The sequence below is a fragment of the Bradyrhizobium sp. 17 genome (genome assembly GCF_023073515.1).
Taxonomy (GTDB): Bacteria; Pseudomonadota; Alphaproteobacteria; order Rhizobiales; family Xanthobacteraceae; genus Bradyrhizobium; species Bradyrhizobium canariense_D.
Genome location: NZ_JADPJQ010000130.1, coordinates 441,206 through 452,648 on the forward strand (window position 1 = coordinate 441,206; position 11,443 = coordinate 452,648).

An 11,443-nucleotide genomic window follows, 5' to 3' on the forward strand; every position below is an offset into this window, starting at 1 on the left:
AATCGCTGATGGAAACAATTCGCATGCTCTCGACGCTCGGCCTGATGGGCGCGATGCGCAGCCTCTCCTCCGCGTACGAGACCGCGACCGGCGTCCACATCGATGCCGATTTCGCGCCGACGCTGGCGCTGCTCAAACGGTTGCGCGACGGCGAGGCCGCCGATCTCGTCATCGTCACCCGCGAAGGGCTCGACGAGATGATCGGCGAGGGCCGTGTGATCGCCGAGAGCGCTGCCGATCTCGCGCGCTCCTTCGTCGGCATCGCGGTGCGGGCAGGGCAGGCACATCCCGACATCGCCACGGCATCCGCACTGCGCAACACGCTGCTCGCGGCGCGGTCGGTGGCCTATTCGCGACTGGGGGCGAGCGGGGTCTATTTCGCCCGGTTGATCGCGCAGATGGGGATCGCGGAAGAGATCAACGCCAAGGCCACCATCGTCGAGCAGGGCTTTACCGCGGAGCGGCTCGTGAGCGGCGAGGCCGACCTCGCGGTGCAGCAGATCAGCGAGCTGAAGCAGGTCGAAGGCATCGAGGTGGTCGGCCCGATCCCGCACGATCTGCAAACGCCGGCCGTGTTCTCCGCCGGTCGGATGACAAACGCCGAGAACGCCGACGCCGCTGACCGGCTACTGCGCTATCTGGCATCGCCCGAGGTGGTCCCCGTGCTGCGCCAATCGGGACTCGAGCCTTGAATTTGCCGAGACTGCGACGCAACCTGGCGTCCATGCGGACTTTCCTCGTTGCCATCCTTCTCACGCTTGCGGTGCCGTTGTCGGCGCATGGGCAATCGGCCGACCTCGTGCTGTGCGACCGGGTCGCGGCCGATCCCAGCGATCCCGACAAGCCGGCCGACGTCAGGGGCGCGACCGAGATTGCGGCCTCCGACGTTGCGACCGCCATCAAGTTCTGCAAGCAGGCCGCGTCGTCGTCGCGGCGCGCGATGTTCGCGCTCGGCCGCGCCTATGCGGCCAACCGGCAACCGGCGGACGCGATGGCAGCCTGGCGCAAAGCTGCCGACAAGGGATCGAGTGCGGCGATGGTCGAGCTCGGCGTGGCCTACGGTACCGGCTCCGGCGTCGCCAGGGACGAAGCGCAGGCGCGGAAATTGTTCGAGAAGGCGGCGCAGGCCGGCAATCCCCGCGGCATCAGCAATCTCGCCGCGCTCGGCGGCAGCGGCGGTGCCGCGCCGGCCGATCCCGCACAGGCGCGCGCATTGCTGGGCAAGGCCGCCGAGACCAACGCGGAGGCGCAGTACCAGCTCGGCATGATGCTCTCCGAAGGCACGGGCGGGGCGAAGGACGACGCCGCGGCGCGCGCGCTGTTCGAAAAGGCTGCCGGGCAAAACCATCCCGGCGCGCTGGAGCGGATGGGCGCCTTCGCGCAGGAGGGCCGCGGCGGGCCAAAGGACAAGGACGCCGCGAAATCCTACTACGAGCGCGCCGCAGCGCTCGGCGACGAGGATGCCAAGCAGGCGCTGGAGCGGCTGCGCTGTCCCTATGCGATCAAGGACAAGCAGGGCAAGCTCGTCACCACGCTGTGCTTCTAAAGCCCGATGAACGCGCTGTAGATTTATTTGTGAGCATGATCTTTTCGGGAAACCGCTGCGCATTTTTCCGGATCATGCCGTAGCGCCTCGGCCGGCGGGTTCGAAGCCGGCTTTGGTGAGTGCGCAAGGACCGTTCGCGACCGGCCAAACAAAAAAACTCGAAAAACAACCCCATGCACAGTAGCCAAGTGGTTGAAATCACAGGCCTGCAAATGGTGTGAAATCGCCATATGCGGAATTGCCGAAATTGCTTGCGCCGTCGGGCAAAACAGGCGCATGATGGCATCATGGCAGGCGTGGCTTCGCGAATGGCCCTGCGCGAAAAAGCCCGATGGTCTTGATGCGATGGCAGTGCTAGGTAGCGCGTGCTTTCCTTATGATTTTGCGGGTCACTTGCGTTGCTGGACGGGCTCTACAAGGTTGAATACGGCGTCAACGATGCCTTCGGCCGCAGCATCATGTGCATGCATGATGGCAAGCTGCTGGGCGGAAATTCGGCCTTCGCGCATCTCGGAAGCTATTTCGAGCGCGACGGCGAGATCATCGCCGAAGTCATCACCGAACGGCACAACGACGATCCCAACTACAAGCCGCTGATGGGGGCTGATGTCGCCGCGATCGGCGCGCGCGGCCGACTCGTCGGCAACCAGATCCGTCTCGCGGGCAGCGCGGACACGATGCCGGGCGCCGGTTTCTGGGCCAATCTCACGCGGCTCGATGACGAGGGGTTGCCGCCGCAGGGGACGATCGGTCCAGGCGGGGTGGTGAACGGGCTCTATGCGATCCATCTGCGCGCGCTCGACGGCGTCGATGCCGGGCTCTCCGGCGTCATGCTGCTGATGGACGGCCGCATCCTCGGCGGAGATGCGTTCTTCTACTATCTCGGCTCCTATTCCTCGGCTGACGGCCGCTGGAAGGGCGAGATCCTCAACCAGGAGCATACGCCGGCAAAAGGCGAGAACCCCGTGTTCGGCGGCTATGAGGTCGGGATCGGCTTCTCCGGAACCTGCACGGCGGACAGCGGCGAACTCGAAGGCATCGCGCTCGCCGGCAAGCGCAGCCTGCGGCTCGCGGCCTCGCTCAAGCTGATGCGGCGGGCGTAGGGCGGTTACTCAAAGATTTGGGATCTCCGCTCGAGAGGCTGAACAGGCCTGACGTCCGAGCCGCGGCAATGTCGGCAAGTGACCCCCAAGCGGACATATCGAAATCAGGACAGATCGAAACGGCCGAGACGAGAAGCACTGCGGCTCAGCTAGGGAAGTCCTTTTGTCATCGTAAAGGGATTGAACCCACGTTCCGCAAGGGCAGCCCACGAAGCTGCGCCAAGATGTGACAATCGGAAATAGTTTCGCGGCTTGGTCGGGTCGGTGTCCAACACGAACCCCGTCGGTAACGCGCGGACAGTCGTGGCATAGAACCCACCATCGGGCGACCTCTGGGATTCGATGACAGCGATCAGCGATTCTGCCCTCTTCGTCTTGCCGAGCAATTTCATCAAGAGAGCCATTTGGCTCGTACCTTCGGTCCACACACCGTCTCGGTCTTCACCGTAAGAAAAGCCTCCGCCGACACTCATTCGCTGTTCGGCGGTCGTCATTGCCGATGCAAATTTCCCGGCCGCTCCGTGAAGCGCTGTTAAAGGCCAGATCTGGGCATCCAGAGCCAAAATCGGATTATGCGTGACACCGTCTTCAGCGGTTCCTGCGGCGAAACAGACGCACCCCGGATCCCACATCGTATTTACAAAGTACTCGGCAACCGTTGCCTTATCGCGCCAGCGCGAATCGCCTGTGCGGATCGCAAGAAGGCCAAACGCGGCGGCGAGGTCAGTATTATGTTCAGTCGATTTCCACGTCCGCACTTCCGGCGTCGGTTCGTGCCCAAACGTACCTCCCGTGAAACCGCCAGTACCGCGCGTATCGGCCCATTGCGCGACCCAAGCGCCAAGCCGCGCTGCACCATCGTGAAACGGGGAGCCGGTGTTCACATCATCAATCGACAGCAACGCCAACATGGCCCATGCCATGTTACCAACATCGCTTCCCACCTGATATCGATCCTCCAACCATTCGTTCCGATTATTGTCCCACCAACCCGGAAGTTTGGCGGAGCCATTCGCCACCACACCCGCGGCGTAAGCGTTTCGGAGCCGTCCATCATGCCAGGTCCGGTCATTATCGACGGCCCAGAGGATCGCCGCGCCCATCCGACTTGCTTTGTCTCGCTCACCGCAACCGACCAACGCGATGACGGCCACCGCATTGTCATAGAGGTATGCGGCGCCATGGAGAGGCCCCGATTCCACGGTCGGATAGCTGGGCAAAAACAACGGCCCTGGCTGCGCCTTATCAATTTGACTAGCGAGGTACCCGCATGCAGACGCTTCCGGTGTTGCCAAAGCCCGTAGTGGAGCGGTGGCTAAAATGATTATGAAGGTCGTTACGATCCATACGAAGGTTTCTATTCGGGCCACTTCGCCGTTCTCCAGGGTGGACGATGATTCTATATACCCATCGGCGAAGTCTGGAAGTGGCCCCATCGCAATCGCGCTTGCGGTGCCCGCTCATGTCCGAAGTTGAGGGTAGACCGCCCGCCCTGACTGCCCACGGCTATTGACCCACCGCGGAGTCCGACGCATCGAGCTCCCCCCGAGGGAGTGGACGGTCGGGTTCCGATACTCGGAACTCATCGGGATCGCAACGGGATTCACATGCCTTAATGAAGCCGCGCACGACCGCTGCTTCGCGGTCCGGTAGCGAATTTGAGTAATGGGGGCGATCATGCAGGACTTTCAAGCTGAGCTGGCCTCTCGGCTCAACGACCTCTATTGCCGGCTCTCAGAACTGGAAAATCTTCGACTTCAGATCGAAGATGCGGAGCGATGCCATCGGGCTGTGATTGCACCGCCGCCCCTCGCAACTATTTCGCCGTCAAGCTCGAAAAGAGCCTGCACTTCGCTGAGGGAGCGGACGCGCTTTTGACCACCCGTGGCGGACATCGCTGTGTTGAGCTATAAGCGCAGGAGCGAACGTCCTTTTGGCATCATCTGATGGAGCAGCAAGGTCAGTGGCAGGTCGCTGGTAGTGCGCCCGAAGTGTACGAACGGGAGTTGGTCCCGGCTGTGTTTGGCCCATGGGCCCCCGTCCTGATAGACCTCGCTCGGCCGAAGCTGGGCGAACGCGTAGTCGATATTGCTTGCGGCACTGGAATAGTGGCGCGCCTCGCGGCGGTGAAGGTGGGCCCTACCGGGATCGTGACGGGCATCGATCTCAATCCTGGCATGTTGAACGTGGCACGATCGCTCGGGATGGCCGATGACGCTGCCTCGGTTCAATGGCAGGAGGCCAGTGCAGACAAACTGCCGTCCGCTGACAGCGCGTTTGATATTGCGTACTGCCAACTCGGCCTCCAGTTCTTCGCCGACAGACCAGCTGCTTTGCGCGAAATGCGCAGAGTTCTATCTTCAAGGGGAAGGCTCGCCCTCATGGTGTGGTGCGGCATCGATCAAAGTCCCGGGTTTTAATCTTTAGCCAAAATACTGGAGCGCCACATCGGTCCAGCGGCGGCCACAATCATGCGAGCTCCATTTGGACTCGCCGATGCCGATGAGCTGAGCCGACTTGTCGCTGCTGCGAACTTTCAGGATATCACGGTTCAACGGAGGGTCGGTGCCATCGAGTTTCCATCCGTCGAACGATTTGTACCTAGCTATGTTGCGGGTTCGCCACTGGCCAGTCATGTATCGCAAGCAAGCGAGGTGGCTCGCGAACACCTGGCCGAAGATACCAAGTTGGAGTTGGGAAAATACGTGGGTAGTAGCGGGTTATCGTTCCCGATAGCGGCTCACCTACTCACCGCAACTGCTTGATACGTCCGCTGACGGCATGGCCCTTAGCGGACCGCTGGCCTAGCCGCGCGGCCCCCGAGGGAGTGGATGATCCGCCGGTTTGCACGGGACTTTTGAGCACTTTTGCACTTATCAGTCCTGCCGCGATGGTCGCGCTAATCAAGCGCTCCATCGAACTCCTCCAAGCATCAGCTCCTAAAGTTCAAAGCCGAATGCCATCCGGTCGTCGACCTCCGAGCGATGCACCGTCCTGAGGGGAGTGAACTTCATCCATCCTTGCACGATGAGGCTTGAGCGGGGGGCTCATTTGGCGATGCCCGCTTCTGGCCCGTGGCTGACCTCAGCCCAGAGCGCGGCGATGTCCGCTTCGTGCAAGTGACCCGACCAAGGTTATGCTGGCTGAAGAGGGCAGCCTTTGACCCCTGGCAGACCTCGGCTGGGCGCTTGCTCGAGCTGGTCAGACGATCATGAGACATCGGCTGCAGTATGCCGTACATCAGTGTCCGCCATAACCATTCGACCGGGCCGTACCTGTACCGGTCTAACCACCAACCGCTGACAAATACCTGGCAGACGTAGACGAAAAGCCCGATAGCAGTGCTTCGGCCGCCCCGAGCTGCCCAAATAGCCCGAGGCCGTATCCGTAGAAAATCCAGCCAAAGATCATGGACTGAGCGAGGTAATTCGTGAATGCCATGCGCCCTAGCGGCGCAGCCCAGCCCAGCAATCGCTTGCCGTTCGCCAGATCGGCGACGGCGATGATCATTGCACCGTAGCCGAAAGCCAGCAGGATCGTGCCGGTGGGAGTGGCCAGTGCGCGGAGACCGACGCCCGCTACGACGCCGCTTACTCTTAGGAGGATCAAGACTGCGCCTAGCCCAGTACAGCTGATTGCTGTCAAGAACAGGAGTGGACGATCTCGCTTCCTCAAGGCATTGCTGCGCCAGACGAGGGCACCAATCGAAAATAGCCCTATCGTCCGCGGGAATACGTAGATGTGGAGAGGAACGATCACGGGGATTTCGCTGACCCGGAACGCCAGCACCTGCCCGAAGCTGCCCCCTGCATAGACCTGATTGGCTTCAAGCACATGGCGTTGCAACGAAGCCAAGCTGGGAAACAATCCAGGAGGGGACCACACCTGCATGGCCAAATACAGCGCCAGGAATGTCGCCGCGCCGCATGAAAGCAGCCAGCGGGGGCCAAACAGGAATGGTAGGACGACTAACCCTGCGATCGCATATTCGGTAAGAATGTCACCATTCCAGATCAGGAAAAGGTGAATCAGTCCAAACGTCAGCAAGGCGATCAGACGGCGAAACAACAGAAGCGCGCGATGCGGGTTCGTCGAGAGGTGCTCATATTGAATGGCAAGTCCAACTCCGAATAACAGTGAGTACAGGGCAAATGCCTTCATATCGACCGCGAGCATCAAGACTGTCTCGACCGCGCGGTCAAACGGAGGTGCCGGTCGCCCGGCGGGTAAGAACTGCTCGAAGATTGAGACGCGGAATTCAGTGACGACGTTAATAGCAAGGACGCCGAGCAACGCCAGGCCGCGAAGCACATCGATAGTTTCGATTGGGTTTACAGGGCCGGAGCGGCTCTCACAGCTTATGGCGACCATTGCACGAGCACTATAGGTTGGGGCAGGAGATTGGGCCAGTTCAGTTCTGGTATTGGCCTGCAGCGGACTTCGGTGCATCGGTACTAGAGAGCCTATGGTCGTGGATTCCGGGAGGAGAGCTTGAAGAACATTCAGATTATAGATCGCGCGGTCAACCCGACGTTCAGCTTGTTTCAAGCGACCGATGATGAGTTCGCTGCTATCTTTCCCGGCCCGGGCCAAGACATGGAGTTGATTGAGGACTTTACCGAACGCGCTGGGGAAGAGCAGGCTTTGCGAATATTGTCGCCCGTATGGGAGCGCCCCATTTTGAAGCGCGATGCGCAAGGTGTCCACGGGACGCTGTACTTCGAGTATGCCGACCGGAGGCAATCTCTTCCGGAATCTAAGAGAGAGGTCGATTGGCCCGATTCTTACGTTAATCTTGCGCAGCGCAAGCTGTTTGCCAGCAAACGTTAGGGCCTGTATCTGGCCCTGCGACTCGCGGCGATGTCGGCTTGTAACCCGTTGCAGACGTTCGGACGACCAGCCAGATTATAATTGTGAACAACGTCACAGAGCCGAAGCTTGCCTTTTGGCAAGCTCTACCTACGCTGCGCACATGTTGTTCGGGGCTGCGATGGGCGCGTTTCCCTGCGTTTTATTGGTCTTTTCATCTTGCTTGCTTGCGGCTCAGCGGGAGGCGGACCGACGTGCAAGCTGCGCGAGGCTGGTAGCGGCAGTCAATGCGGCACAGTTCGGCCAAGTTTGATCCGAGAGTTCGCTGGCGAATGGGGGCACTGATGGCCAAACTGTATTGGATCTGTGCTGCCGTACTCGGCTGCTTGATGTCGCCTGTGCAAGCTGCCGGTGTTCAGCTTCTGGATACCGATCCAAATCTGGCTGGCGCTATATGGTACCCTTGCGCAGCAGCGGCGCAACGAGTGCCCCTCGGCAAACTCACTGTCCAATTCATTGAATCGATTGAAGGTACGAAGGACTGTCCCGTCACAGGAACGAACTTGCCACTCGTGATCGTCTCGCACGGACGCGGCGGTTGGTTCGGACAACACGATGACACGGTGCAGGCCCTGGCAAACGCTGGATTTGTCGTCGCCTCGATCAACCTTCCGGGTGACAATGGAAACGATTCCTCGCAACGAGACAGCCTTTCCATTCTGGCAACCCGGCCCGCCAGCATTATCCGATTGCTTGATTTCATCTTGAATGACTGGAAAGACCGGGCTGCGATTGATTCCTCCAGGATCGGCTTCTTTGGGTTTTCGCTCGGCGCCTATACCGGATTGGTGTTGGCGGGCGGCAATCCCGATCTCCGGAGATTTGCGCTCTACTGCTCGGACGCGAACCGAACGCGGGCATGCGAGCAACTCCGTAGCGGCGACATACCAAGCAGCTTGCCTCACGAACCTCGTATCCGAGCCGCAGTGCTCGCCGATACGGCAATTAACTTTGCCTTTCCCGCCGACCGCTTGGCAGACATCACAATCCCGCTGCTGATCTGGCGATCAGAGTTTGGCGGCGCAGGCGTAGACCCGAAAAACTCAGCGCTCGTTGCTCAGTCGCTGCCCGGCAAAAAGGAAGTGCGCGTGGTGCCTGCCGGTCATTTTGCTTTCCTGTCGCCATGCACAGCAGAGTTCGCGGAGAAGCTTCCTCGCTTCTGTACTGACCCGCCGGGTTTCGACAGGACGGCATTCCATCGCGAGTTCAACGCCAGCATCATCAATTTCTTTCGAGAGACTCTCGTTCGCCAGGGCGAGAGCCGTTAGCAGCCGATCTATGCGCGATGGACGGCCGCATCCTGGGCGGCGATGCGTTCTTCTACTATCTCGCGGCGAGCTCGAAGGCATCGCACTCGCTGGGAAGCGCAGCCTGCGATTGGCGGCATCGCTCAAGCTGATGAGGCGGGCCCAGAACGGTTACTCAGAGATCTCGGATGTCTGCCGAGAGGGTAACGCAGGCCTGACGTGCGACCGCGGCGAGGTCGGCAAGTGAGCCCAAGCTGACGTCTGGCCCAATATCATCACGTTTGACGAGATCATTAGTTTATGCTTATCATTAGTTATGGCTAATGATAGATCCGCTACCGTAACGGCAACCCTTCGGCGAAGCATGGCGAAAGACAGCGTGCAACTGGCCGCTCTGGGCGATTCGACCCGCAGACGAATATTCGCATTGCTGGGCGCGCGGCCGCGCACTGTCGTTGAACTCACCCGTGAACTGACTGTCTCCCAGTCAGCCGTCTCTCAGCATCTGAAGGTGCTGCGCGAATCTCATTTGGTTCGTGCCGAGTCGAAGGGAGCCAGCAACATTTATCACATCGATCCAGCGGGGCTCAGCCAGATGCGCGCCTGGCTTGACCGGTTCTGGAGCAGCACACTGGCTGCGTACAAAGTGGCCGTAGAAAAATCAGTGGAGGACCAGAAATGAGCATCCGTGTATCGGCGGCACCCATCAAACAATCGATCGTGGTTGAGGCGCCTATCGAGCGCGCGTTTAAGGTCTTTACGGAAGACTTCGGCAGCTTCAAACCACGCGAGCACAATCTGCTCTCCGTGCCCATCGCAGAGACCGTGTTCGAGCCCCGGGTCGGCGGTCACATCTATGATCGAGGTGTCGACGGCAGCGAATGCCGCTGGGCGCGTGTGTTGGCTTTTGAGCCGCCGAATCGCGTGCTTCTAAGCTGGGACATCAGCCCGCGCTGGCAAATCGAAACCGATCCAGACAAGACCAGTGAATGGGAGGTGCGGTTCATTGCCGAGACGCCAAGCCGGACTCGATTGGAACTTGAGCACCGTCACCTCGAACGTCATGGCCAAGGTTGGGAAGGCGTGAGCGAAGGCGTTGAAGGCGATCAGGGTTGGCCGCTCTACCTGAAACGGTTCGCCGAGCGGATAGCCCGCGAGACATGATATCCGCGTAACCTATGCGACGTGATCGCATTTGCGGAGGTCCTTATGACAGCCTACTGGCTTAGCATTGTCGGGGTGCTTGCCCTTTGCCTCCTGTCAATTTTGCTGGCGGTCTATTCAGGATTCTCCAAAGGCAGGGCCGGGGCACTCTCCGGACCTGTCTTGCCGTTGGATGACGATAACCTGCTGTACCGGATCGATCGCGTCCACATGAACGCAGTGGAGGCGCTGCCGCCTTTTGTCGTCCCGACAGTCCTGGCTACGTTGGTAGGGGTAAGACCCGTCACGCTTGCAACGCTTGTATGGGTCTATGTCGCAATTCGTCTGATCCACGTTGCGGTCTATTTGCGCGGCGGTAACGCGGCCAAAGGCGGCAGCGTCAGAACCATTCTCTATGTTTCAGGTGCCCTCGTAACGGTCATCCTCATTGTCGTAACCGCCCTGGCAGCCATCCACTAGGGTATCAACGCTGGCCGCCTGACGACAGCGGCTTTTGGCCCGAAGCGAGTGATCTGTGCAATTCGCAAGTTGTGGCCCTGCAGACGTGGGCTGCAGCGTGAAATTCAGCATGATCTGATGAAGCTGCTGAACTGGAAATTCTGTACCGATTGCCACGGCGTCGCGTGCTTATGACGCCGATGATCCGTCAATGTGAAGCCGGCGCCGAGCAGTGCGGTGATGCTGTCAGCGGTGTGACGTGTCACGGGCAAGCCGCTGCATTTCTCCGGACCATCGATTGCGAATGTGCCGATGATGACATGACCGCCAATTTTTACGGTTCTTCGGACGCACGCGACATAAGCCGCTTGTTCTTCCGGCGCGGTGAGAAAATGGAACGCTGCACGGTCGTGCCAGATGTCATGATGGCGCGCTGGCTGCCATGTCGTCACATCGGCGACGATCCAATGCACGGCGTCGCCAGCGGCACCGAGCCGTGCACGCGAGGCCGCGAGCGCCGCGTCGGACAGATCAAGGACGGTCAGATCTGCATATCCAGCCGCCAGCAGCGCATCGACCAGCCGAGCCGCCCCACCGCCGATGTCAACAATCGGTGAGGTAAGCTCTGCGGCGGCCAGTGCGATCAATTCGAGCGAAGGCGACGGGCTCTCCTGGAACCAGCTTAACTCGCGTTCGCCCTTGCTCTCGTATACGTTCTCCCAATGGGCCGCCCGGCCTGAAATCGTCATGAAACCCGATCCCTTCCATGCTGACCCCGCCAATACTCGACCGCAAGCATTACTCCATCCCTTCAGTGTTCTCGCCCTCGGCGCTCCTGCGTGAAGCGCGGCGACAGCGCGGCCTGCCACGGCAGGATGTCCGGAGGTCTGCATTCTAGACCCGGACGGCGATCTCGTCAGGTGACCAAGGCGGACCATGACCTGCAAATTCCGAGCTGGCGATCACTTCTAAGATTGCTTCGTTGAGCCGGTTTCCCACGCTACCGGCCCAAGTTGATTAAGAAGTGGCCCAAATTCGTTCCTGTATCTGGAACTGAGTATCTGGTTTAGAGTCTC

Annotated in this window: 13 protein-coding genes and 2 pseudogenes; 11 read left to right on the forward strand and 4 right to left on the reverse strand. The window is 60.1% G+C overall.

What is annotated here, in order from left to right; translation table 11 throughout:
* Positions 1-8 precede the first annotated feature (8 nt).
* From IVB13_RS38355 to IVB13_RS38365, 3 genes are all read left to right on the forward strand, one after another.
* A complete protein-coding gene (locus IVB13_RS38355) occupies positions 9-692 on the forward strand; it encodes a substrate-binding domain-containing protein (protein WP_247368692.1) in 684 nt (227 codons plus the stop codon).
* A gap of 32 nt (positions 693-724) precedes the next feature.
* Positions 725-1,546: a tetratricopeptide repeat protein gene (locus IVB13_RS38360; RefSeq protein ID WP_247368689.1), complete on the forward strand. Its 822-nt coding sequence runs from the start codon at positions 725-727 to the stop codon at positions 1,544-1,546.
* 398 nt (positions 1,547-1,944) lie between these two features.
* Positions 1,945-2,649: a GrlR family regulatory protein gene (locus IVB13_RS38365; protein ID WP_018456325.1), complete on the forward strand. Its 705-nt coding sequence runs from the start codon at positions 1,945-1,947 to the stop codon at positions 2,647-2,649.
* Positions 2,650-2,798: 149 nt separating this feature from the next.
* On the opposite strand, the gene IVB13_RS38370 is transcribed toward IVB13_RS38365, so the two are convergent.
* Positions 2,799-4,085 carry a hypothetical protein gene (locus IVB13_RS38370; RefSeq protein ID WP_247492605.1) on the reverse strand — a complete coding sequence of 429 codons (1,287 nt, stop codon included), beginning with the start codon at positions 4,083-4,085 and terminating at the stop codon, positions 2,799-2,801.
* Positions 4,086-4,595: 510 nt separating this feature from the next.
* On the opposite strand from IVB13_RS38370, the gene IVB13_RS38375 reads away from it, so the two are divergent.
* Entirely contained in the window at positions 4,596-5,069 is a 474-nt protein-coding gene (locus tag IVB13_RS38375; protein WP_247492607.1) for a methyltransferase domain-containing protein, read from the forward strand.
* Positions 5,070-5,659: 590 nt separating this feature from the next.
* Here IVB13_RS38375 and IVB13_RS38380 read toward each other — a convergent pair.
* The gene (locus IVB13_RS38380) at positions 5,660-6,049 is read right to left on the reverse strand and encodes a DUF418 domain-containing protein (protein ID WP_249804230.1); all 390 of its coding nucleotides are present in this window, start codon (positions 6,047-6,049) and stop codon (positions 5,660-5,662) included.
* Complete coding sequence (locus IVB13_RS38385; RefSeq protein WP_247492764.1) at positions 5,935-6,825, reverse strand: DUF418 domain-containing protein; 891 nt, start codon at positions 6,823-6,825, stop codon at positions 5,935-5,937. The genes IVB13_RS38380 and IVB13_RS38385 overlap by 115 nt, the downstream gene beginning before the upstream one ends.
* 315 nt (positions 6,826-7,140) lie before the next feature.
* Here IVB13_RS38385 and IVB13_RS38390 point away from each other — a divergent pair, with 315 nt between their 5' ends.
* From IVB13_RS38390 to IVB13_RS38410, 6 genes and pseudogenes are all read left to right on the forward strand, one after another.
* The gene (locus IVB13_RS38390; protein WP_247492608.1) at positions 7,141-7,479 is read left to right on the forward strand and encodes a hypothetical protein; all 339 of its coding nucleotides are present in this window, start codon (positions 7,141-7,143) and stop codon (positions 7,477-7,479) included.
* A gap of 323 nt (positions 7,480-7,802) precedes the next feature.
* Positions 7,803-8,786: a dienelactone hydrolase family protein gene (locus tag IVB13_RS38395; RefSeq protein WP_026233144.1), complete on the forward strand. Its 984-nt coding sequence runs from the start codon at positions 7,803-7,805 to the stop codon at positions 8,784-8,786.
* A gap of 17 nt (positions 8,787-8,803) precedes the next feature.
* Positions 8,804-8,928: pseudogene (locus IVB13_RS40560) on the forward strand (GrlR family regulatory protein); the annotation flags it as partial.
* A 201-nt stretch (positions 8,929-9,129) separates the two neighbouring features.
* Positions 9,130-9,447: a metalloregulator ArsR/SmtB family transcription factor gene (locus IVB13_RS38400; protein ID WP_247492611.1), complete on the forward strand. Its 318-nt coding sequence runs from the start codon at positions 9,130-9,132 to the stop codon at positions 9,445-9,447.
* Complete coding sequence (locus IVB13_RS38405) at positions 9,444-9,929, forward strand: SRPBCC family protein (RefSeq protein ID WP_247368678.1); 486 nt, start codon at positions 9,444-9,446, stop codon at positions 9,927-9,929. Before IVB13_RS38400 ends, IVB13_RS38405 begins: the two co-directional genes overlap by 4 nt.
* 45 nt (positions 9,930-9,974) lie before the next feature.
* Positions 9,975-10,388: an MAPEG family protein gene (locus IVB13_RS38410; protein ID WP_247368676.1), complete on the forward strand. Its 414-nt coding sequence runs from the start codon at positions 9,975-9,977 to the stop codon at positions 10,386-10,388.
* Positions 10,389-10,492: 104 nt separating this feature from the next.
* On the opposite strand, the gene IVB13_RS38415 is transcribed toward IVB13_RS38410, so the two are convergent.
* A complete protein-coding gene (locus tag IVB13_RS38415; RefSeq protein WP_018456335.1) occupies positions 10,493-11,116 on the reverse strand; it encodes a class I SAM-dependent methyltransferase in 624 nt (207 codons plus the stop codon).
* A 17-nt stretch (positions 11,117-11,133) separates the two neighbouring features.
* Between IVB13_RS38415 and IVB13_RS38420 the strand changes: the two are divergent.
* Positions 11,134-11,288: pseudogene (locus IVB13_RS38420) on the forward strand (uridine phosphorylase); the annotation flags it as partial.
* Positions 11,289-11,443 lie beyond the last annotated feature (155 nt).

What these genes read in the sequence shown, in the direction of transcription:
- IVB13_RS38355 (WP_247368692.1), top strand. Translation starts at nt 9, where the DNA reads ATGGAAACAATTCGCATGCTCTCGACGCTCGGCCTGATGGGCGCGATG.
- IVB13_RS38360 (WP_247368689.1), top strand. Translation starts at nt 725, where the DNA reads ATGCGGACTTTCCTCGTTGCCATCCTTCTCACGCTTGCGGTGCCGTTG.
- IVB13_RS38370 (WP_247492605.1), bottom strand. Translation starts at nt 4,085, where the DNA reads ATGGGGCCACTTCCAGACTTCGCCGATGGGTATATAGAATCATCGTCC.
- IVB13_RS38375 (WP_247492607.1), top strand. Translation starts at nt 4,596, where the DNA reads ATGGAGCAGCAAGGTCAGTGGCAGGTCGCTGGTAGTGCGCCCGAAGTG.
- IVB13_RS38385 (WP_247492764.1), bottom strand. Translation starts at nt 6,825, where the DNA reads ATGCTCGCGGTCGATATGAAGGCATTTGCCCTGTACTCACTGTTATTC.
- IVB13_RS38395 (WP_026233144.1), top strand. Translation starts at nt 7,803, where the DNA reads ATGGCCAAACTGTATTGGATCTGTGCTGCCGTACTCGGCTGCTTGATG.
- IVB13_RS38400 (WP_247492611.1), top strand. Translation starts at nt 9,130, where the DNA reads ATGGCGAAAGACAGCGTGCAACTGGCCGCTCTGGGCGATTCGACCCGC.
- IVB13_RS38405 (WP_247368678.1), top strand. Translation starts at nt 9,444, where the DNA reads ATGAGCATCCGTGTATCGGCGGCACCCATCAAACAATCGATCGTGGTT.
- IVB13_RS38410 (WP_247368676.1), top strand. Translation starts at nt 9,975, where the DNA reads ATGACAGCCTACTGGCTTAGCATTGTCGGGGTGCTTGCCCTTTGCCTC.
- IVB13_RS38415 (WP_018456335.1), bottom strand. Translation starts at nt 11,116, where the DNA reads ATGACGATTTCAGGCCGGGCGGCCCATTGGGAGAACGTATACGAGAGC.